Source organism: Bacillus sp. JJ675 (assembly GCF_036963165.1).
Lineage (GTDB): Bacteria > Bacillota > Bacilli > Bacillales > Bacillaceae > Bacillus > Bacillus glycinifermentans.
The window spans coordinates 1-21,353 of record NZ_JBALMR010000054.1 but is presented as its reverse complement, the minus strand read 5'-3'; the positions used below and the strand labels follow the sequence as shown (position 1 = coordinate 21,353).

The following is a 21,353-nucleotide window of genomic DNA, read 5'->3' as shown; positions in this document are numbered from 1 at the left end:
TCACTCCCTTTTCTTTATGTACAGCGCGTTTGGAACGCCGTCTAAAAACGGGCTTTCCTCTCCGAGCGAAAACAGATGAAGTTCGTGCATCGCCCGCGTACAGGCCGTATAAAAAAGCGTCCGCTCGCGTTCGCGCGCATACCGATTTTTTGATCCGTCATAGACGATGACCGCGTCAAATTCGATGCCTTTTGCCAAATATACGGGTATGATGACGACTTCTTTTTGAAAGACGCGGGTTTCTTTGTCAATCAGCTTGAGCGCCGTATGTTTTTCCAGTTGCATGAAGGCTTCTTTGCACTCCTGGACCGTTTTGCAGATGACTGCAATCGTCTTATGCCCCTCACCTTGTAAAGCAGTTATGCAGGACGCTATCTTTTTATGATGCAGAGCGGGATCGTCCGAAATCGTCAGCGTCGGTTTCACCCCTCTCCGGTTAAAGGGCTCGATATCTTCGCCTCCTTTGATCAAGGGTTTTGTAAACTCGACGATGTCCCTTGTGGATCTGTAGCTTCGGACAAGCCTGATCGTCTCCGTTTTTTCCCCTTCAAACGCGTTTTCGCTAAGAAGCTCCTGCCCCTGAACGCTGTGGGCGAGTATCGCCTGGTTCAAATCCCCTAAAATCGTCATTCTGCTTGAAGGAAAAAGGCCTTTGAGAAAAGCAAGCTGAAAAGGCGAGTAATCTTGCGCTTCATCAATAAATACGTGGCGAATCGCCGTGTTTTTCGCTCCGCCTTTGATTTGATTTTTCAAATAAAGATAAGGTGCGGCATCCTCATACGGAATCTGCTCAAGGCGAAAGCTTTTTCTCGTATGGGCGCAAATGCGTTCCCAATGGTCTGGAAGCGCAGCAGCACCCCAATCCGAAAACAGCTGTAAATACGTCCCTTTAAAATCGATAAAACCCAATGCTTTCACCGCCTGTCTCAGCGGCTTGAATTCCCTTTCGACAATGATGTTGATGAGAAGCCTTTGCTCCCTTTCATAATCGTCGAACGTGTTCTCGGAAAATTGCCGTTCTTCCTGCAGTTGTTTGTAGGCATTCGCGTATTCCTCCTGATCGAGAAGCTCGCTTTTTTCGAGGGCCCACTCTTTTTTCCTTTCACTTTTTTCTTGTTTGTTCAATATGCCGAGCAGCCATTTTGCCGTCGTTTCAATCCGGTGCAACAGCGATCCGGAAGCGCCGAGCGAGCAAAAATAATCGTGGATTTGGGCGCTTGTTACAATCTTCTTTCCGCGGAACGACACGTTTTTGAACAGCAAACCGCCTTTCGAAAGAAACCCTACATACTCGTCAATCAAGCTTTTGAACGCCAGTCCGGCCTTATATTCAATGGCCTGCATCCGGTTTTTGTCATCTTCGCTTTCCGATGCCGTCAAACAATATTCCAGTTGATCAAACGGGGTTTCACACTCCGCCTCTTTGAGATTGCTCTCCAAATATTCCTGAAACGTCGTCTGCTGAATGTTTTCTTCGCCGAGCTCAGGGAGAACATCGGCGACATAGCTGTTAAAAAGAAGGTTGGGAGAAAAAAGCAGCATTTGATTGGATTCGATCCGCCCGCGCCCGCGATAAAGCAAATAAGCGGCCCGCTGGAGCGCAGCCGACGTTTTTCCGCTTCCCGCCGACCCCTGGACGATTAAAATGCGGCTCGTTTCATTGCGGATGATCCGGTTTTGCTCCTTCTGTATCGTTGCAACGATGCTTTTCATCCGGACATTCGCCTGCTGTCCGAGCACTTCCTGCAGCAGCTCGTCCCCGATCGTCATATCGGTATTAAACATCGCCTTCAGCCTGCCGTTTCTGATGAGAAACTGCCGCTTCAGCTCAATCGTGCCGCTGATCGTTTCACCGGGAACTTCATACCGCGCCGGCCCCGGCCCATAGTTGTAAAACAAACTGGATATCGGCGCCCTCCAATCGTAAATCAAAAAGCGCTCTTCCTTTTCGTCCATCAATGAACTGAGGCCGATGTAAATGGCTTCGGCTTCTTGATCGCCGTCCTCCAAAAAATCGACGCGTCCAAAGTAAGGAGACTCCTTCACTTTTAACAGCTTTTTCACCTGGCTGTAAAACTGCTTGTGGCTTCTTTCCCGCTCTGCCAACATCTCCGCCTGCTGTTTAATGCTCGCAAACGTCTCGATCGCTTCTTTGTCATCGGCCAAGTTCACGGTGACATCATCCCAAAAATGCTTTCTCAAATCGACGATATCCTCTTTCAGTCCGCCTGTCTTACTCTTTAGAGAATGAAGCTTTTGATCCAATTCGTTTAATACGCGTTCGATCCGCTTCTCTTCTTCAAGCCATTCTTTGTTGATATCTGTCATGCAGATCACTCCCTAAAAAGATTTGACACAAAAAAAAAATCGTGATAAAATAAATATGGATATAATTATAAAAAATGAAATTTTATGTTAAATTACACTTCATCTTATCATATACGGCCCGTCTATATCAACATGCCCAAAATAAAAAAGCCGATTTTTCGATTATGAAAAATCGGCTTTTCTCTATTCAGCCACATTTGAACGGAGCGAGCGGTTCGGCAATTTCCAATTGAACATATACGAGCAGACCCTGCATGCGACAAGAATGGCAAAAAGCAGATACAGAGCGATAGAATTTTCCGCCCAGCCGAGCCCGATGATCAAGCCGCCCAAAGCAGCCCAAACAGCGTAAATCTCGGTTTTCAGGACGAGCGGCTTGCGCCCTGCCAACAAATCCCTGATGATCCCCCCGCCGCTTCCGGTTAATACCGCCGCTACGATGACCGCACTGAGCGGATGGTTCATGTGCACGGCGTACAGGGCTCCCTGGATTGCGAATGCGGCCAAGCCGATCGCATCCGAAAAGTTCCCCCACACCTTCCAATGCTTCAGAAGCAGACCCGGAAACAAAAAGACGATCGTGATCGACACTAACGCGATTTGAAACAGCGCCCCCTGCTCCCACAAAGCAGATACCGGAACGCCGATCAACAGATTTCTGACCGCCCCTCCGCCAAAAGCTGTGACGATTCCCAATATATAAACTCCTAAAATATCATACTCTTCTTCCATTGCGACAATCGCCCCGCTGATCGCAAATGCAATGGTTCCGATGATGCTCAACGCTTCCCAAGCCATCTAAGGTGCCCTCCATACGAATCTTCAATCTTTTTGATTTTATAACTTCCCCATCGTTTAAATCAACCCTGCAGAATAAAATGTCTTATAATAATAAGAGGACGGCGAAAAAGGAGGGGGAACGATGGATGCGACCATCATTATAGAAGATGCCAAACCAGAATGGCCGGAGCGATATGAAACTGAAAAAAAGCGCCTGCAGCTGGTTTTCGGAAAAACCGCGCTTGGAATCGAACACATTGGCAGCACCGCGGTTCCCGGTCTTGCCGCAAAACCTGTGCTTGATCTGATGGTTGGCGTCAAACATCTTAGTGAAGCAGAACGCTTGATTGAACCGCTCAGTGATCTGGGCTATGAGTATGTATTCCACGAAGCGTTTCCTCTGCGGCGTTTTTTTAGAAAAGGCAAATGGCGGGCCGGCACTCATCATCTGCATATCTATGTTTATAAAAGCGAGGAGTGGAAAAACCAGCTGAGATTCCGTGACTATTTAAGAGCACATCCAAAGGTTCTGGAAGATTATGAAACACTGAAAAGGGATTTGGCTCAGCATTTTCCGCACGACCGCAACTCCTATACAAAAGGGAAAGCACCGTTTATTACACATATTGTTGAGAAAGCGAAACGAAAGGAGCAGGCGCATGTTCAAAAACACGAAGAATAAATTGATGACAATCGCGATCGCATTCATTCTCGCTGTTTTATTGTATTATTACGTTCAATCCTTGAAGTAACGTCTGGAAAGACCGATTTATACGTGCAAAACCATTCTCACGTTCCTGAGAATGTGCCCTTCAAAATCTTCATCATACTCAGAGACATCCTCAAACCCTTTTGCTTTGTAAAAGGCTATTCTGATTTGATTGTCCTTTTCGACATCGACGAAAATCTTTCCGGCGTCTTTCAGCCGCTTGATCCCTTCATGAAGCAATGCGGTTCCGATCCCTTTTCCCTGGTATTCCGGGTATAAATAAATGGCGGCAAGATAGGCCTCCCCCTTCTCATTAACCCCGGAAAAGTTAGCAAAACCGACAATGTTTCCTTCTGCTTCAGAAACGTATAGGAACGAACGCTCCAGGCGTTCTTCCATCCTGTGATCATTGTAGGCGGAAGCGAGAAACTTTTCCTGAATCTCGCCGGGGGTGATGCCTTCATATGTGTGATGCCAGCTCGTTTTGGCAACGTGCTGCACTTGCGGGATGTCCTTCTTTTCCATCGGGCGGATTTGAAATTCCATATTCCCCCTCCTTCTTAAATATTTCAAATATTATAACATTTTACCAGCCGAATAGGGATAAAAAAGAGCATCGCCTGAGGCAAATGCTCTACTCTTTTTCACCTTTTATCATGCACATGCAAATGATAATCAAAATAAACGCGATAAGGGCAAGGAACGGAATCGTGATAAAGCCGAGCCAATTGATGTACTGCCCTGAGCATGGCACCCCCGTAACACATGGCTTAATGCCGTTGAAACCGGGAACTTTCTGCTCCAAATAGTGCATCAGGGAAATAAATCCCCCGATGACCGCCATCGGCAGCACGTATTTTTTCACCCGGAAATCTCCCTGAAATGTTGCAATTCCGAGAATGAGCACGAGCGGATACATCATGATCCGCTGGTACCAGCAAAGCTCACAAGGAATGAATTTACGAATCTCGCTGAAGTACAGGCTGCCGAGCGTCGCCGTCAAAGAAACGATCCAGGCCCCGTACAGAAAGAACGGCTTATTTTTCATCGGACTTGCCTTTTAGCTCTTTTTCGATCGCTTCTTTGATTTGGTCATAATCGAAAGGCTTGGCAATTTTTTCGCCATTGACGAAAATCGTCGGCGTGGAATCCACTTTGTATTCGTCTATCAGCGATTCGTCCGTTTGCAGTTCTTTTGAGAAGGTTTTGTCATCCAGGCTTTTGATAAGCTTGTCACGTTTGACTTTTGTGTGTGATTCGGCAATATCAGCAAGCTTCGCGGGAGTCGCCCACTCCGTTTCCATCGTGTCGTTGTCAGGCTGTACTTTAAATAACGCTTCATGGAACGCCCAGAAGGAATCGGGATCTTCTTTCCAAACCTGTTCAGAGGCCAGGGCGCTCAGCTCCGAACCTCTGCCGTGCTGTTCATTGACGAAATTTATATATGAAAAATTAACTTTTCCTTTATCGATAAAATCTTTTTTCAAATCCGGAAATACGGTTTCGGTCCATTGTTTGCAGCTCGGACACTTGTAATCTCCGAATTCTGTGATGGTAACCGCCGCTTTTTTATTTCCGAGGATCGGCTGCCCTTCGGTCGAAGGCTTGTCATCAAACGTTTGCGAAGCGTTTTCGGTTTGATTGTTGAGAACAACCAATACACCGATCAGAAAAACGACGACGACTGTCATGATGACGGCAAATTTCATCGGTGACTGCTGATTCTTTTTCACTTAGACACCTCATTTTCATCAGTTTCATAATCTCTTTCATTTTAACAAGTCAAGCCGTGTTCGTGAAGACGCGAAAAAACGTTTTTCCAGTTCTTTAGGCGGTGAAAATGTTACATTTTTTCGACACTTAATACCCGCATTGCGTTTAACACGGCGAGAAGCGTCACACCGACATCCGAAAACACTGCTTCCCACATCGTGGCTATGCCGAAAGCGCCAAGGATGAGGAAAACGCCTTTTACGCCCAGTGCAAATATAATATTTTGCCAGACGATCGTTCTCGTCCGCTTGGCGATTTGAATCGCTTCTGCGATTTTTGACGGCTGATCGGTCATGATGACGATATCAGCGGCTTCCACCGCTGCATCCGAGCCGAGTCCGCCCATTGCGATTCCGATGTCCGCTCTCGCCAATACGGGTGTATCGTTGATCCCGTCCCCGGCGAAAAGCAGTTTTTCTTTTGGAAGCTTCACTTTGTCAAGCTCTTCGATCAGGTCAACCTTGTGCTGCGGAAGAAGCTCTGCATGCACTTCATCGATGGCAAGCGCCTTTCCGACGGCTTCGCCGACCTCTTTTGCGTCTCCCGTAAGCATCACCGTTTTTTTAATGCCGGCTTTTTTCAAGGAAGAAATCGCCTGTTCGGCATCTTCCTTCAGATCATCCGCAATCAGGATCGAACCGATAAACGCGCCGTCTGCCGCTACATAAATCACGGTTCCGACTCCATCATCTTCCTGATAGCGGATGTTTTCCTTCTTCATGAGCTTGGCGTTTCCAGCCAAAATGCTTTTTCCGTTTACCACCGCCATGACGCCGTAGCCCGGCATCTCACTGTAGCCTTTGATGTCTTCCGGAGAAACCGGCTTTCCGTATGCTTCGCGGATCGATTCTGCAATCGGATGCCCAGAGTGGTATTCAACAGCCGCCGCATATCCGAGCAGCTCTTCTTCCGTCCCGTTTCCGGCCGGAGACAATTTGACGACGGCAAATTCCCCTTTTGTCAGTGTGCCTGTTTTGTCAAACACCGCATATTTCGCATCGTTCAATGCTTCTAAATAATTGCTGCCCTTCACAAGAATGCCGGCTTTTGACGCAGCGCCGATGCCGCCGAAAAAGCCGAGCGGGATTGAAACGACGAGCGCGCACGGACACGAAATGACGAGAAAGACAAGCGCCCGGTACACCCAGTCCGACAGCGAAGCGCCGGGGACGATAAGCGGCGGAACAAACGCCAAAAGAATAGCAACGATGACGACGAACGGCGTATAGTACTTCGCAAATTTCGTGATGAAGTTTTCGGTTTTCGCCTTTCTGCTGCCGGCGTTTTGAACCAGATCGAGAATTTTCGAAACGGTCGATTCGTGATATTCTTTTTCGACTTCCACTTCTAACACGCCGTTTTTATTGACGAATCCGCTCAGTACTTCCTTGCCGGGCGCGATATCCCTCGGCACGGATTCTCCCGTTAAGGCCGATGTGTCAACCATCGATCTTCCCTCTACAACCTTGCCGTCAAGGGGAATTTTTTCCCCCGGCCTGATGATAATGACATCGCCGCAAGCGACCGTTTCGGGAGATACTTTGGCCGTTCCGTCTGCCGTTTTCAAATTGGCGTAATCCGGGCGGATATCCATCAGCTCGCTGATCGATTTGCGCGAACGGTTGACAGCGGCTCCCTGAAACAGCTCCCCGATTTGATAAAACAGCATGACCGCCACGCCTTCAGGATACTGCCCGATAATAAACGCCCCGACAGTGGCAATGGTCATCAAAAAGTGCTCATCGAAGACCCGGCCTTGAAGGATGTTTTTGAGTGCTCTGTAAACAACATCACCGCCAATGATCAGATAAGCAAGGAAAAAGAGAAGCCATTCCGCGATCCCGCCTGAGGAAACAAGAAACCCGGCCGCACCGAGGGCCGTCCCAAAGGCAAGCCTTGCAATCGTTTTTTGCATGCTGTTATCGCCTTCCGCCTCTTTCCCCTGCGCCCCTTCTTTCGGCACAACTTTGATGTGCGGCTCTATGGCATTCACTTTTTTTGTGATTTCAGAGGATATATTGCGTCCGTTGTTCCCTTCGACCGTTACGGTAAGGGTGCTTGTTGCAAAGTTGACCGAACATGTCTCGATTCCTTTCATGCCGGCGACTCCATCTTCAATTTTCCGGGCGCAGTTTCCGCAGTCGAGACCGTTTAACATATATTCCTGCTTCACTTTTTCCATCTATCTCACCTTTCTTTTTCAAAAGCCGGGATGATTTATTTTATATATGAACATATACGCATATATTATATATCTCCTATTATATGCTTCTGTTCGAAATTGTGTCAATCGGCTAAAGCGCTGATATTTGCCGTTTCATCGTTTACCCCGATTTCGTGCTGCCGAAACTCGGGTAGCATATTGGAAGCATCCCCCAAATATACTTAGTTTAGCTATTAAACTAACAAGCTTTTTCTTCACGATCAGTCCAGTTAAGGGAGTGGATCTTCTTGAGAAAAAAATGCTTTTTGACGCTCTGCCTCGTTTGTCTGCCTTTTCTCTCCGCAGGCTGCAAGAGCAACGGCGAAGATTCAAAGGCGGCTAAAGAGGTGAAGGTATGGGATTATTTTACAGGAAAACAACAGGAGCTGTATCATAAGCTTGTCGACCAGTACAACCGATCACAAGACCGCTATAAAGTAGTGACAGAGTATATTCCGTTCAATGAAGTGAAAAAGCAGCTGTCCGTCGGCGCGGCGGGAAATGCGCTGCCTGACGCCGTTTTTCTCGACAATGTCGACAATGCTTCATTCGCCGCCATGGGGGTTCTGGAAGACTTGACGGACAGAATTGAAAAATGGGGACAGACCGGGCAGTTTTATGACGGGCCGCTGTCATCCGCCCGTTATGAAGACAAATATTACGGAATTCCTTTTGCAAGCAATGCGCTCGCCTTGTTCTACAACAAAAATCTCTTTCGCGATGCCGGAGTGGCGGAGCCTCCGAAAACGTGGGCCGAGCTGAGAAAGGCGGCTCAAAAGTTGAGCAAGGGGCATACGAAAGGCTTCGCGATGTCCGCCGTCAAATCGGAGGAAGGCGCTTTTCAATTTTATCCGTTCCTCCTGTCTTCGGGCGCTGACATCGATGGGCTGCAATCAGGGCGAGCGGTTTCTTCCCTTCGTTTTTTAACCGATTTAGTAAAGGACGGATTGATGGACAAAGACGTCTTAAATGCCACGCAGGATGACCTGGCCAGACAGTTTGCGGCGGGACAGCTGGCAATGATGATCAACGGCTCCTGGAACATTGAACGGTTAACAGAAGCGGAACAATTAGACTACGGCATCACCTTTATCCCAAAAGATAAGGAATACGCTTCGGCGCTCGGCGGGGAGAACATTGCCGCCGTCAAAGGGAAAAACACCGACGGCGCCTGGGATTTCATCACCTGGCTTCTCGATCCGAAGCGGCTTGAGGCGTTGACTGCAGAAACCGGCGTTTTCCCGCCGCGGAAGAATATTATTGAACAATCCGATCATTGGAAAACGGATCAGAATCTAAAGGCCTTCATCCCGATTATGGATATCGCTTCAGCGCGGGGCCCTTCGAAAGACTGGCCGAAGATTTCCGAAGCGCTGCAAACGGCTCTTCAGGAAGCATTAAGCGAAAGCAAAACGCCGGAAGATGCGCTGGGCGATGCCGCAAAAAAAATCAGCGCATTACGTTAAGGTAAGGAGTTTTGACCATGATCAAAGCGTACGCCCGAAAATGGGAAGGGTATTTCTTTTTGTTTCCGGCGGTTCTTTTTATGCTCGCTCTTATCGGCTATCCGCTAATCTACAATCTGCTGCTCAGCTTTCAAAACCTGTCCCTTTCAAATATGGCCTCTCATGATGCGAGCTTCATCGGATTTGAGAATTATAAACGGCTTGCCCAAGAAAACGTATTTTGGGTTTCCTTGAAAAATACGCTTATATACACGGCGGGAAGCGTCATATTTCAATTTGCGGTCGGCTTTTTGCTGGCGCTCTTTTTCAGCATGAAATTTCGCCTCGCCCCGTTTCTGAGGGGCCTGATGATGGTGAGCTGGCTGATACCGCTGACGGTTACGGCTCTTTTGTTTAAATTCATGATGGCTTCAAGCGAAGGAATCTTCAATCAGCTTCTCTTATCATGGGGGATCATCGACAGCCCGGTACCGTGGCTGTCAAACCCCGATATCGCGATTTGGTCTGTCATCATCGCCAATATATGGGTCGGGATTCCTTTCAATATGCTGCTCATTTCCGCGGGGCTCAGCTCCCTGCCGGAGGACATATACGAAAGCGCCAGCCTTGACGGGGCGGGCGGCTTTCAGAAATTGATGTACATTACTATACCGTTATTGCGCCCGGTGATCACCGTCGTCATGATGCTCGGCTTTATTTACACGTTCAAAGTATTCGACCTTGTCTTCGTCATGACGGGAGGCGGCCCCGTTCATTCGACAGAAGTGCTTTCAACCGTCAGCTACCGCTATTCCTTTGACAAATTCCAGTTCAGCATGGGAGCGGCCAGCGCCAATGTCCTGTTTGTCATTCTCCTTTTGGTCAGCCTCGTATATGTAAGACTGATCAAAAAAGATGAGGTGATGTGAACATGCCGAAACGGAAGGAATGGTTCCTTAATTGTGCCGGGATCTTGATTGCGGCGGTTTTCCTGTTTCCCGTGTACTGGATGATCGCCACCGCTTTTAAATCAGGGGCCGAATTGTTTGAAACACCCCCTTCTCTGTGGCCGAAGACATTTCAGACCGCCGGTTTTCAAGCGGTGTTCGCAGAAGGTGCAGTCAGACATTTCATGAACAGCCTGCTCATTTCCGGTGCTGCGGCTGCGATCGTCCTGCTTCTTTCAGTCCCTGCCGCCTACGGCTTGGCCCGCTTTCAAATCCGCGGCAGTAAGCTTTTGATTCTGCTGTTTCTCATCACGCAAATGCTGCCGGCCACCGTCATTTTGACGCCTCTGTTTATCGTGTTCAGCAAGCTGAACCTCTTGAATACGTACATCGGTCCGATCTTGTCGGCGGCAACCCTCGGCATTCCGTTTTCAGTTTTGATGCTCAGAACCTTTTTCCTCGGAATTCCGAAGGATCTTGAAGATGCCGCCAAAATTGACGGATGCAGCCGTTTGACGGCTTTTATCCGCATCATTCAGCCTGTTGCGATGCCGGGAGTTGCCGTGAGCGGCGCGATTTCTTTCTTTTTCGCGTGGGGGGATTTGATTTTCAGCCTGACGTTTAACAGAAACCAGGAGCTGTGGCCATTAACGGCCGGCGTCTACAATGTGATCAGCCAATACGGAATCGAGTGGAACGATCTGATGGCGTTCGCCGTCATCTCCGTTCTGCCTGTCATCTTGATCTTTGTCATGCTGCAAAAACAGCTTGTCAAAGGGCTTGTCAGCGGTTCGATTAAGTAAAAGAAAGGGTTGTTGCGATATGAAGTTTTCCGACGGCTACTGGCTCACCCGGGACGGCTTTATGATCAATGCGCCAAAGGAAGCCTATGACCACCGGATTGACGGACAGTCACTGACAGTGTACGGACCTGTCAAAAACATCCGGAAAAGGGGGGACACGCTCGATACCGGGATGCTGACCGTCAAGTTTTCAAGCCCTCTTGAAGACGTGATCCGGGTCCAGGTTTTCCACTATAAAGGGAGAGCCCGGAAAAAGCCGGATTTTGAACTTTGCACGACAGACATGAAGCCGCTCATTACGGAAGATGCCGACACATTAACGCTCCAAAGCGGCAGCCTGTCCGTAAAAGTCGACAAAAGCAGCTGGGGATATCGATTTTCACGCGAGGCGGAAAAGCTGACGGGCAGCGCCCCGAACAGCCTCGCCTATATTTCGGCGGATGACGGCCGGACTTATATGAGGGAGCAGCTTGATATCGCAGTCGGTGAAACGATTTACGGCCTCGGGGAGCGCTTTACGGCCTTTGTGAAAAACGGCCAATCCGTTGACATCTGGAACAGAGACGGCGGAACGAGCACCGAACAGGCGTATAAAAATGTCCCATTTTATTTGTCGAACAAAGGGTATGGAGTGTTTGTCAACCACCCTGAACTCGTCTCCTACGAAATCGGTTCAGAAATCGTCTCAAAAGCGCAATTTTCCGTCGAAGGCGAGGAACTTGATTATTTTATCATCGGCGGCAATGATCCCAAGGATGTGCTAAAGAGGTACGCGATGTTGACGGGCAAGCCGGCTCTTCCGCCCGCCTGGTCCTTCGGGCTGTGGCTGTCGACATCTTTTACAACCGATTATTCGGAAAAGACGGTCACCGGTTTTATCGACGGAATGAAAGAGCGTGATATCCCGCTCAGCGTCTTCCATTTTGACTGCTTTTGGATGAAGGAATTCGAATGGTGCAATTTTGAATGGGATGAGCGGTTTTTTCCAGATCCGAAAGCGATGCTCAGCCGCCTGAAGGAAAGGGGCCTCAAAATCTGTGTATGGATCAACCCTTATATCGCGCAAAAGTCAAAGCTTTTTGACGAAGGCAAAGAAAACGGCTATTTCCTAAAAAACGGCCGGGGCGATGTGTGGCAGTGGGACCGCTGGCAGTCCGGAATGGCGATTGTTGACTTTACAAACCCGGAAGCGCGCGATTGGTACTGCTCAAAACTTGAGGATCTGCTGGAGATGGGCGTCGACTGCTTCAAGACCGACTTCGGCGAAAGAATTCCCGCGGACGCCGTCTATTTCGACGGGTCAGATCCCGAAAAAATGCACAACTATTACTCATTTTTGTACAACAAAACCGTGTTCGGCCTTCTGAAAGAAAAACGCGGCGAACAGAAAGCCGTCGTGTTTGCCAGATCCGCAACAGCCGGCTCCCAGCAATTCCCCGTTCACTGGGGCGGAGACTGTTTTGCCAGCTATGATTCAATGGCTGAAAGCCTTCGCGGCGGCCTGTCCCTCTCCCTTTCCGGCTTCGGATTTTGGAGCCATGATATCGGCGGATTTGAAAGCACGGCTTCTGCCGATTTGTATAAACGCTGGACGGCATTCGGACTGCTGTCGACGCACAGCCGCCTCCACGGCAGCGAATCGTACAGGGTGCCGTGGCTGTTTGACGAAGAAGCGTCAGACGTGATGAGGTATTTTGTCAAATTAAAGCACAGGCTGATGCCGTATTTGTATGCCGCCGCTTATGAAGCTCACCTTGAAGGCGTTCCGGTCATGCGGGCGATGCTCCTCGAATTTCCTGAAGACCGGACGTGCGACTGGCTCGACAGGCAATACATGCTCGGCAGAAGCCTGCTCGTCTCCCCGGTTTTTCAAGAAAACGGCGCTGTCTCCTATTACCTCCCGAAAGGAACGTGGACACACTTGTTAACAGGGAAAGAGGCGGAAGGCGGAGAGTGGAAACAAGAGCAGTACGGCTATATGGGGCTGCCTCTGTTCGTCCGGGAAAACACCCTGCTCCCGCTCGGAGATGTATCTGACCGGCCGGACTACGATTATCTCGACGGTGTCGAATTCTGCCTCTACCATTTAAAAGACGGCTGTTCGGCAGAACAGACGATCTACAATGAAAAACAAGAAACGATGACGATCAAGGCTGTCAGAAAGCAAAACACGATAACCGTCAAAACGACAGGCGTGCAAAAGAAATGGCGCTTGATCCTCCGCAATCATCCGGCCGTCAGCACCGTCATCAACGGAGCTTCGGAAGCCCTTCAAGAAGGAACGGCGATTCAGCCGAAGGAAGAGCATCGCGATGTCGTCATTTTTTTCTAGCAAAGGAGTGAAACCATGCTGAAAAAAGTCCGCATAACAGCGGTATGCATCATCGTTTCCGCCCTCGGTTTCAGCCTGCCGCACCCCGCGGCGGCTAAACCGGAGCCGGCGTACGACTACCCGTTTCAAAACCCCGGCCTTTCCGTGGAAAAAAGGGTTGCAGACCTCGTATCGCGGCTTACGCCTGATGAAAAAGTATCGCTCATGCACCAGTATCAGCCTGCGATTCCCCGCCTCGGAATCCCCGCTTTCAAAACGGGTACAGAAGCGCTGCACGGCGTCGCCTGGCTCGGAGAAGCGACCGTTTTTCCCCAGGCTGTCGGCCTTGCGCACACCTGGGACCCGGCTTTGATCAAGCAGGCCGGCTCTGCGGTCGGAGATGAAGTCCGCGGGTTTCACCATCTTCATCCTGCAGCGAACGGGGTCAATGTATGGGCCCCTGTCGTCGATTTGCTGCGGGATCCGAGATGGGGAAGAAATGAAGAAGGCTATTCAGAGGACCCTTTTTTAACCGGAAAAATAGCATCCGCCTATGCGTCAGGCTTAAAGGGCGACCACCCCTTTTATTTGAAAACGGTTCCAACATTGAAGCATTTTCTCGGCTACAACAATGAAACAGACCGGGGTTTCAGCTCTTCCAGCATCGATCCTCGGAATTTGCACGAATATTACATCAAGCCGTTTCAAACGGTGATTTCTGAAAAAGCTGCATACGGCTTGATGCCCGCTTACAATTCGGTCAATGATAAGCCCGCCATTTTAAGTCCGCTTCTAAAAAACACCGTCAAAAATAAATGGGCGGGAAAGCACTTCTTTATCGTCAGCGACGCGTTTGACCCGTCCGGGATCGTCAATGATCACCGCTATTACGACAATCACGAAGAAGCACACGCACATGCTCTGAAAGCGGGGATCGACAACTTCACAGACCAGGGAGAAAATCCCGCGCTGACAAAGGGCGCGTTCACGGGTGCCATACAAAAAGGGCTGATTTCTGAAAAAGATTTGGATCATGCCTTGAAAAACACGTTCAGCATCCGCTTCCGCACGGGCGAATTCGATCCCGATGAGCTGAGTCCGTACAGCCGCCTGACAGATGACGTCATCAACAGCCCGGCGCACCAAAAGCTTGCGAAAAAAACCGCGGAAAAATCGATCGTGCTGCTCAAAAACAGCAAACAACTGCTCCCTTTCAACCCTCGTGCAGATGAAAACATCGCGGTGATCGGCCCGTTCGGGAATGTGCTCTATGAGGATTGGTACAGCGGGACGATGCCTTATCAAGTAACCCCGCTTGACGGCATAACAGACAAAATCGGCGAAAAACGCGTCTCCTTCGCGGAAGGAATCGAACAGAGCGGATTCAAATCGGTGCTGACGGGAAAATTCGTAACAGCGGATCAAAACGGAAAAAAGCCGCTCACAGCAGATGCGTCTGAATTGAAAAAACACGAAACATTCGATTTGGCCGACTGGGGAGACGGCGTACACACGTTTCGCGCCCAAGCGAACGGCCGCTACGTATCGCTTCAGGATGACGGCCGCTTAATACCCGACCAAAAGCAACCAAACGGCTGGACGGTCAAAGAAACCTTTCAGCTTGAAAAACAGCCTGACGGGACGTACGCCATGAAAAACACCGCGAACGGCAAATACATCAAAGCCGAGACAGACGGAACACTAACGGCCTCCGCCGATGCACCTCTGACAGCGGCGGAAAAATTCGAAAAAACCGTCGTCAAAACCGCAGTCCAGGAAGCCGCGGAATTGGCAAAAGCAGCCGACAAGACCGTCGTGTTTGCCGGAAACAATCCTTATATCAACGGCAGGGAAACCCAGGACCGCAATGACATCGCACTCCCTCCCGCCCAGGAAGAGCTCATAAAAGCCGTCGCAAAAGCGAATCCGAACACCGTGCTCGTCGTGACAAGCAGCTATCCGTTCGCGCTGAACTGGGCCGATAAACACGTCCCCGCAATTTTGTATACGGCACACGGCGGACAGGAAGCAGGCAGTGCGCTCGCAGGCATCCTCTTCGGCGATGAAGCCCCCGGAGGGCGATTAACGCAGACGTGGCATGCATCCGTCAAGGATCTGCCCGATATGATGGACTACGACATTATGAAAGGGAAGCGGACATATAAATATTTTGACGGACGGCCGCTGTATCCGTTCGGCCACGGATTGTCCTATACATCGTTTCGCTATCACGGCTTGACGGTTTCCCCGGAAAGCCTTAAAAAAAGCGGAACCGTCACGATTCGCTTCAAGGTCACAAACACGGGAAAGAGAACAGGCGATGAAGTCGTTCAGCTTTATACCGCGCCCGGTTTTAAAACAAGGGTCAAACAGCCGAGGAAGGACTTAAAAGGCTTCCAGCGCATCACCCTTTCGCCTGACGAAACGAAAACGGTCACATTTAAGCTAAAGCAAACGGATCTCGCTTTTTGGGACGTGACAAGAGAAAAATTTGCCGTCGTAAAAGGCCCATACAGCATCAATATCGGCAGCTCCTCAAAGGATATCCGCCTGACGAAACGAATTCCGGTTCACGGCGAAGACATTCCAAAGCGACATTTGCGCCAAAAGACGAAAGCCGAAAATTACGATGACTATGAAGGCGTTCGGATCACGGAAGAAACGAAACAGAAAATTCCTGGATCGCCTTCCGCCATGTACGCTTGAAAGGAGAAAAGCGCTTTGAAGCTGCTGTGTCAAGCAAAGGCGGCGGAAACATCGATATTTATCTGGATCGCCCGGTGAAAGGGAAAAAGATCGGTTCGCTGAACGTCCCCGACACCTCCGGCCTTGAAAACTGGAAAACCATCAAAGCCCAGCTCTCCAAAACGACAGGCACCCGCGACGTTTATTTCGTTTTTAAAGGAAAAACGGCGCTTGATACGTTTCAATTTCACCGGTGAAGAAAAAATTTACAAAGCCATGCAGCGCTTCCTGCATGGCTTTCGTCCTTTATTTAGAAATTTTTGAACTTTACAAGTCGAAGGATCTGTATTAAAATTCAAGCGAAAGTTGCATTAGGTAAAAAAAATGTCCTAAGGTAACAAAAGAGTTGCCAAGCTAAAATTATTGGATAAAGATAATTTCACACCGAAAGGAGTTCCTACAAAGCTATGAAACACGCTCTCACCGTTAGGGATTTATACGTGTCATACCACGGCACTGAGGCGCTTCAAAGTATCAATTTCTCGATCGAACAAGGGAAAATGGCCGGAATCATCGGGCCGAACGGCGCCGGCAAATCGACGCTTCTGAAAGCGATACTCGATTTGATTCCGAGAGATAAAGGCGAAGTGCGTCTCCTTGAAAGACCTTTGAAAAACGTTCGCAAGGGCGTCTCCTATGTTCCCCAGCGAAATGACATGGATTGGACATTTCCCATCAATGTCCTCGATACGGTCTTACTCGGCACATACCCTGAGCTGGGGCTTCTCCGCCGTCCGAAAAAACGCCACAAAGATTGGGCGCATCACTGCTTGGAAAAAGTCGGGATGGAGGCTTTCGCAAAGCGCCAGATCGGCGAGCTGTCGGGCGGACAGCAGCAGCGCGTGTTTCTCGCGCGGGTGCTCGCTCAAGAAGCCGAGCTGTTTTGCCTTGATGAACCGTTCGTCGGCATTGACGTGACAAGCGAAGAGACGATCGTCGCGATTTTAAAGGAGCTGCGCGACCAAGGAAAAACCGTCCTCGTCGTCCATCACGATCTGACGAAAGCGGACAGCTACTTCGATGAACTGATCTTGCTGAACAAAAAGCTGATTCAAAAAGGCCCTGTCTCAGACATTCTCGATCCTGAAGTCATGATGAAAGCCTATGAAGCCCAGCTTCCATTTCTCCAGACGAAACGGGGGGCGATCTGATGGAATTCATAAACGGTCTGATGGAATACTCTTTTTTGCAAAAATCGCTGTTCACGTCGATCATGGTCGGCGTCATATGCGGGGTGATCGGCTGTTTTATCATCCTGCGCGGAATGGCGCTTATGGGCGACGCCATTTCGCACGCGGTCCTGCCCGGTGTCGCGATCTCTTATATGCTCGATGTCAACTTTTTCTTCGGAGCCGTGTTTACCGGCATCCTGACCGCACTCGGGATCGGCTATGTCAGCCAAAACAGCCGGATCAAAAACGATTCGGCCATCGGCATCGTATTTACGGCCTTTTTCGCGGTCGGCATCATCTTGATCACCCTTGTAAAAAGCTCAAGCGACCTGTATCACATTTTATTCGGCAACGTTCTGGCCGTCCGTTCATCAGATATGTGGGTCACGCTTGCGATCGGGATCGTGATCCTTTCAGCCGTCTTTCTGTTCTACAAAGAGCTCTTGATCACCTCGTTTGATCCGACGATGGCCGCCGTCTACGGTTTGCCGAACCGTCTGATCCACTACTTTTTAATGGCGCTTTTGACGATGGTGACGGTCGCATCGCTCCAGACCGTCGGCATCATTCTCGTCGTGGCGATGCTGATCACTCCTGCCGCGACCGCCTATTTATTGACCGACCGGCTGTGGGTGATGATCTATTTGGCCGCTTTCTTCGGCGCTTTGTCAGCGGTCATCGGCCTTGGACTGAGCTACACATACAACCTTTCATCAGGAGCGGCGATCGTGCTGGTTGCTACGATCCTGTTCGGCCTCGCCTTTATGTTTTCGCCAACACAAGGCATCCTGTGGAGGTCGTTGAAAACAAGAAGAAAAAGAGCGGCGCTCCAAAATTAATCTAAAAACAAAGGGGGAAAATCCAAACATGAAGTTCAAGCGAAAATTAGCGATTCTGGCAGCCGTCATTCTGCTTCTCGCCGCCGGTTGCTCCTCAAAAAGCAGCAGTGGAGAAAACGGAAAACTGAAGGTCGTGACCACCTATTCGATCCTGTATGACATTGTCAAACACGTCGGAGGCGGTCACATCGATTTGCACAGCATCGTCCCTGTCGGCACCGATCCGCACGAATACGACCCGCTGCCAAAAGACGTCCAAAAGACGGCGGATGCCGATATTGTTTTTTACAACGGCCTTAATCTCGAAACAGGAAACGGCTGGTTTACGAAGCTCCTTGAAACGGCCGAAAAAGCGGGCGATGACGCCCCTGTCTACAAGCTGAGCGAAGGCGTTCAGGCAAAGCACCTCACATCTGAAGGGAAAGAAACGGAAGAAGATCCGCACGCCTGGCTCGACATTCAAAACGGGATTCAATATGCAAAAAACGCGCGTGATGCGCTGATGAAAAACGACCCCGCCCATAAAGAAGACTACGAAAAAAACGCTGTGGCATATATCGAAAAGCTCGAAAAGCTCCACGACGAAGCGGTAGACCGCTTTAAGGACCTACCGGAAGATCGCCGCATCCTCGTGACAAGCGAAGGCGCTTTTAAATATTTTGCTTCGGCATACGGTGTGGACGCCCGGTATATTTGGGAAATTAATACAGAAAACGAAGGCACTCCTGGGCAGATGAAAAAAATCGTCGACACGGTGAAGAAAAAGAAGGTTCCGGCTTTATTCGTAGAGACAAGCGTTGATCCGCGCAGCATGGAAAGCGTGTCAGCCGAAACCGGCGTGCCGATCAAAGGAAAAGTATTTACCGATTCCATCGGCAAACCGGGTGAGGCGGGAGATTCGTATTATAAAATGATGAAAGAAAACATTGATCGCATCCATAAAGGACTCGCCGGGTGACAACCTGCTTTAACAGCAGGTTTTTTCTTTTGCAGAAACGCTTTTGCAGGGTACCAGGCACAAGAAACGGAAAATGAATCCTATGCTGAATGCATCATAGCGTGCCTGGAGTGCCTTCAGCGCTGCAGCAAATCTTTGACAAATGTGTAATAGAAGGAGATGCAGGCATGATGGCCGAACGCACCGGCTAGGACAAGGAGTGCGCAAACCATGTGCAATCCGCCGTTCTGTCGGGGACGCGAAAGCGAAACAGCCCGTATGCCGAAGACATCCGCTAGCACCGGGTTTTTATTTTGTTTTTTTCGCCTTCTCCCCCTTTCAAACTGATACAATATGACTATAAAAGGGGGTTTTGAACATGAAAGACGGCTTGTTTCAAATGACTTCTGACACATATCATACGCTCAGCGATTCGGAACGGCACCTGCTTGAGTATATTTATCAGCACCTTGACCTGATCTCAACCCAGTCCATCGTCAAATTAAGCGAAAATGCCAATGTTTCAACAGCCACGATCGTCAGGTTAATGAAAAAGCTTGGCTATGACGGATACACTTCTTTTAAATATGCATTAAAGGAAAGTCATCAGCTCGGACATACTCCCCTCATGGATGACATCGACAGCCAAATCAAACAGGCTGTGCTCAAAAATGAACGGGAGGTTCTCGACACGATCAAAATGCTCGATATCGGTCTTATTGAGGATGCCATTCAAAAAATCAGCAATGCCGACAAAATATATATTTTTGCAAGAGGCTTGTCTGAAATGATCGGCACAGAGATGACCATCAAGCTTCAGCTGCTCGGAAAAAACGTCGAGATGCACAGCGATCCGAACATCATCAGGGGCAAATCGAAAACGCTCACCAAAAAGGATCTCGGCTTATTCGTCTCATTGAACGGCGAAACGGAAGAACTGGTCGAAGCTGCTACAAATTTCAAAGTGCAATCGATCTCTTCTATCACATTGACGACGAGAGTCGACTCGCGGCTCGCCAAACTGTCGGAGATCGTACTCATCGGTTTCAAAGGAGAACAATCGTTTTTTCCTGATTATGAAGTCCGCTCCCGCCTGCCCCTGCAAGTCCTCTCCCGCATTATGCTCGATTCATACGTGATTCGCACATCGCATGAAACGTCTTGATGAAAACCTTTACACAACCTGTAAACATTCCCCCTTTTATCTGTGACATAATGTCTGTGAAGTCATAGATAAAGGGGGGAACAACATGATCTATACATGCACGATGAATACCGCCGTTGATCTGTTTGTTGAAACAGACGATTTGCTTCCCGATATTGTCAACCGCACGAAAGATGAAGATTACCAGCCAAACGGAAAAGGCGTCAATATTTCTTTTATGCTCAAGCGCCTCGGCCTCGACAATACGGCGCTCGGCTTTACGGGCGGGTTCACGGGGCGATTTATCGAAGATGAGCTGAAGAGAGAAAACATCGCGACCGATTTTGTAAAGGTTGACGGCATTTCCCGGATTAATATTTTTATCAACTCAGACCGCGAATTCAAAATCGTCAACAAAGGCCCGTTCATATCAGAAACCAAGACGCAAGAATTGATTGATAAAATACGGAAGATTCCCTCAGGGCATTTTTTATTCATTTCCGGCAGCCTTCCAAAAGGCATCCGGGAAAGCATTTATCCTGTTCTTTCCGACATTGCCGCAACGCGGAGGATAAAGCTCGTGTTGGATATCAGCTCGCCGGCGCTTCTCGACTGCCTTCCGTACCGCCCTTACCTGATCAAGCCGAACGAACAGGAGCTGGCCGCTTTTTTCGGACAAAAGAAAGCGTTGTCAGAAGAAGAAGTGATCAGTTACGGAGGCAAGCTTCTCACCCGGGGAGCCGAGCGGGTCCTCGTCACCCGCGGAAAAGACGGCGCAATATATTTTGACCGAAGCAAGACATTAAAGGTGACATCCGCCGAAGGCAAAGTCGTCAATACCGCATGTGCGGGCGACGCGATGCTGGCAGTGTTCATCGGCAAACAGGAGCTCGGCATGCCTCTTGAAGACGCTTTAAAACAGGCGTCTGCCGCAGGAGCGCTGACGGCATTTTCAAAAGGGCTCGGCGATTTATCCAGGCTCGATGAGACGGTTTCACAAATCAGGATCACCCATTTATAAAGGAGGTTTTCAGCATGGCAAACATCAAAATCATCGCTGCGACAGGCTGTCCGACCGGTATCGCCCATACGTTTATGGCGGAAGAGGCTTTAAAACAGGCCGCCGCGAAGCTTTGCGTCGACATCAAAGTGGAAACCCACGGCCAGGTCGGCGTCCAAAATGAGCTGACGGCTGCCGACATCAAACAGGCCGACGG

The 21,353-nt window shown here is 49.4% G+C and carries 19 protein-coding genes; 13 read left to right on the top strand and 6 right to left on the bottom strand.

Annotated features, from left to right (window positions below; all coding sequences use genetic code 11):
• Both helD and V7126_RS14540 read right to left on the bottom strand, forming a co-directional pair.
• Positions 1 to 2,328, bottom strand: a complete 2,328-nt coding sequence (helD, locus tag V7126_RS14545) for an RNA polymerase recycling motor HelD (protein WP_335497675.1) — start codon at positions 2,326 to 2,328, stop codon at positions 1 to 3.
• 183 nt (positions 2,329 to 2,511) lie between these two features.
• Positions 2,512 to 3,126, bottom strand: coding sequence for a trimeric intracellular cation channel family protein (locus V7126_RS14540; protein WP_046129220.1), 615 nt, complete (start codon positions 3,124 to 3,126; stop codon positions 2,512 to 2,514).
• 124 nt (positions 3,127 to 3,250) lie between these two features.
• Here V7126_RS14540 and V7126_RS14535 point away from each other — a divergent pair, with 124 nt between their 5' ends.
• The gene (locus V7126_RS14535) at positions 3,251 to 3,790 is read left to right on the top strand and encodes a GrpB family protein (RefSeq protein WP_046129219.1); all 540 of its coding nucleotides are present in this window, start codon (positions 3,251 to 3,253) and stop codon (positions 3,788 to 3,790) included.
• 87 nt (positions 3,791 to 3,877) lie between these two features.
• Here the strand turns inward: V7126_RS14535 and V7126_RS14530 are convergent, their stop codons facing one another.
• From V7126_RS14530 to V7126_RS14515, 4 genes are all read right to left on the bottom strand, one after another.
• On the bottom strand, positions 3,878 to 4,363 hold the full coding sequence (locus tag V7126_RS14530; RefSeq protein ID WP_335497674.1) for a GNAT family N-acetyltransferase: 486 nt from the start codon (positions 4,361 to 4,363) through the stop codon (positions 3,878 to 3,880).
• Between the two features lie 88 nt (positions 4,364 to 4,451).
• Positions 4,452 to 4,865, bottom strand: a complete 414-nt coding sequence (locus V7126_RS14525; protein ID WP_046129217.1) for a disulfide oxidoreductase — start codon at positions 4,863 to 4,865, stop codon at positions 4,452 to 4,454.
• Positions 4,855 to 5,550: a thioredoxin domain-containing protein gene (locus tag V7126_RS14520; RefSeq protein WP_175075477.1), complete on the bottom strand. Its 696-nt coding sequence runs from the start codon at positions 5,548 to 5,550 to the stop codon at positions 4,855 to 4,857. Before V7126_RS14520 ends, V7126_RS14525 begins: the two co-directional genes overlap by 11 nt.
• Positions 5,551 to 5,660: 110 nt before the next feature.
• On the bottom strand, positions 5,661 to 7,772 hold the full coding sequence (locus V7126_RS14515) for a heavy metal translocating P-type ATPase (protein WP_175075478.1): 2,112 nt from the start codon (positions 7,770 to 7,772) through the stop codon (positions 5,661 to 5,663).
• A 269-nt stretch (positions 7,773 to 8,041) separates the two neighbouring features.
• Between V7126_RS14515 and V7126_RS14510 the strand changes: the two genes are divergently transcribed.
• The 12 genes from V7126_RS14510 to V7126_RS14455 all read left to right on the top strand — a co-directional run.
• Positions 8,042 to 9,259, top strand: coding sequence for an ABC transporter substrate-binding protein (locus V7126_RS14510; protein WP_335497673.1), 1,218 nt, complete (start codon positions 8,042 to 8,044; stop codon positions 9,257 to 9,259).
• Between the two features lie 17 nt (positions 9,260 to 9,276).
• Positions 9,277 to 10,167 carry a carbohydrate ABC transporter permease gene (locus V7126_RS14505; RefSeq protein WP_175075480.1) on the top strand — a complete coding sequence of 297 codons (891 nt, stop codon included), beginning with the start codon at positions 9,277 to 9,279 and terminating at the stop codon, positions 10,165 to 10,167.
• A gap of 2 nt (positions 10,168 to 10,169) precedes the next feature.
• A complete protein-coding gene (locus V7126_RS14500; RefSeq protein ID WP_175075481.1) occupies positions 10,170 to 10,988 on the top strand; it encodes a carbohydrate ABC transporter permease in 819 nt (272 codons plus the stop codon).
• Positions 10,989 to 11,007: 19 nt separating this feature from the next.
• Positions 11,008 to 13,320 carry an alpha-xylosidase gene (gene yicI, locus V7126_RS14495; protein WP_335497672.1) on the top strand — a complete coding sequence of 771 codons (2,313 nt, stop codon included), beginning with the start codon at positions 11,008 to 11,010 and terminating at the stop codon, positions 13,318 to 13,320.
• A 15-nt stretch (positions 13,321 to 13,335) separates the two neighbouring features.
• Positions 13,336 to 16,005 carry a glycoside hydrolase family 3 C-terminal domain-containing protein gene (locus V7126_RS14490; protein WP_335497671.1) on the top strand — a complete coding sequence of 890 codons (2,670 nt, stop codon included), beginning with the start codon at positions 13,336 to 13,338 and terminating at the stop codon, positions 16,003 to 16,005.
• A complete protein-coding gene (locus V7126_RS14485; RefSeq protein ID WP_236809545.1) occupies positions 16,002 to 16,241 on the top strand; it encodes a carbohydrate-binding protein in 240 nt (79 codons plus the stop codon). Before V7126_RS14490 ends, V7126_RS14485 begins: the two co-directional genes overlap by 4 nt.
• A 210-nt stretch (positions 16,242 to 16,451) precedes the next feature.
• A complete protein-coding gene (locus V7126_RS14480) occupies positions 16,452 to 17,195 on the top strand; it encodes a metal ABC transporter ATP-binding protein (protein WP_335497670.1) in 744 nt (247 codons plus the stop codon).
• A complete protein-coding gene (locus V7126_RS14475; protein WP_335497669.1) occupies positions 17,195 to 18,055 on the top strand; it encodes a metal ABC transporter permease in 861 nt (286 codons plus the stop codon). Before V7126_RS14480 ends, V7126_RS14475 begins: the two co-directional genes overlap by 1 nt.
• Before the next feature lie 28 nt (positions 18,056 to 18,083).
• Positions 18,084 to 19,013 (top strand): metal ABC transporter substrate-binding protein, encoded by a 930-nt coding sequence (locus V7126_RS14470; protein ID WP_175075484.1) that lies wholly within the window; start codon positions 18,084 to 18,086, stop codon positions 19,011 to 19,013.
• 358 nt (positions 19,014 to 19,371) lie between these two features.
• Complete coding sequence (locus V7126_RS14465; protein WP_046129206.1) at positions 19,372 to 20,157, top strand: MurR/RpiR family transcriptional regulator; 786 nt, start codon at positions 19,372 to 19,374, stop codon at positions 20,155 to 20,157.
• A gap of 85 nt (positions 20,158 to 20,242) precedes the next feature.
• Positions 20,243 to 21,157 carry a 1-phosphofructokinase gene (pfkB, locus tag V7126_RS14460; protein WP_175075485.1) on the top strand — a complete coding sequence of 305 codons (915 nt, stop codon included), beginning with the start codon at positions 20,243 to 20,245 and terminating at the stop codon, positions 21,155 to 21,157.
• Between the two features lie 14 nt (positions 21,158 to 21,171).
• Positions 21,172 to 21,353, top strand: a 182-nt coding sequence (locus V7126_RS14455) for a PTS fructose transporter subunit IIB (RefSeq protein ID WP_335497668.1), incomplete at its 3' end; no start/stop codon positions are given.

Bases quoted from the DNA above. Each gene is read 5' to 3' on its own strand.
- helD (WP_335497675.1), bottom strand. From the start codon at position 2,328: ATGACAGATATCAACAAAGAATGGCTTGAAGAAGAGAAGCGGATCGAA.
- V7126_RS14540 (WP_046129220.1), bottom strand. From the start codon at position 3,126: ATGGCTTGGGAAGCGTTGAGCATCATCGGAACCATTGCATTTGCGATC.
- V7126_RS14535 (WP_046129219.1), top strand. From the start codon at position 3,251: ATGGATGCGACCATCATTATAGAAGATGCCAAACCAGAATGGCCGGAG.
- V7126_RS14530 (WP_335497674.1), bottom strand. From the start codon at position 4,363: ATGGAATTTCAAATCCGCCCGATGGAAAAGAAGGACATCCCGCAAGTG.
- V7126_RS14525 (WP_046129217.1), bottom strand. From the start codon at position 4,865: ATGAAAAATAAGCCGTTCTTTCTGTACGGGGCCTGGATCGTTTCTTTG.
- V7126_RS14515 (WP_175075478.1), bottom strand. From the start codon at position 7,772: ATGGAAAAAGTGAAGCAGGAATATATGTTAAACGGTCTCGACTGCGGA.
- V7126_RS14505 (WP_175075480.1), top strand. From the start codon at position 9,277: ATGATCAAAGCGTACGCCCGAAAATGGGAAGGGTATTTCTTTTTGTTT.
- V7126_RS14500 (WP_175075481.1), top strand. From the start codon at position 10,170: ATGCCGAAACGGAAGGAATGGTTCCTTAATTGTGCCGGGATCTTGATT.
- yicI (WP_335497672.1), top strand. From the start codon at position 11,008: ATGAAGTTTTCCGACGGCTACTGGCTCACCCGGGACGGCTTTATGATC.
- V7126_RS14490 (WP_335497671.1), top strand. From the start codon at position 13,336: ATGCTGAAAAAAGTCCGCATAACAGCGGTATGCATCATCGTTTCCGCC.
- V7126_RS14480 (WP_335497670.1), top strand. From the start codon at position 16,452: ATGAAACACGCTCTCACCGTTAGGGATTTATACGTGTCATACCACGGC.
- V7126_RS14475 (WP_335497669.1), top strand. From the start codon at position 17,195: ATGGAATTCATAAACGGTCTGATGGAATACTCTTTTTTGCAAAAATCG.
- V7126_RS14470 (WP_175075484.1), top strand. From the start codon at position 18,084: ATGAAGTTCAAGCGAAAATTAGCGATTCTGGCAGCCGTCATTCTGCTT.
- V7126_RS14465 (WP_046129206.1), top strand. From the start codon at position 19,372: ATGAAAGACGGCTTGTTTCAAATGACTTCTGACACATATCATACGCTC.
- pfkB (WP_175075485.1), top strand. From the start codon at position 20,243: ATGATCTATACATGCACGATGAATACCGCCGTTGATCTGTTTGTTGAA.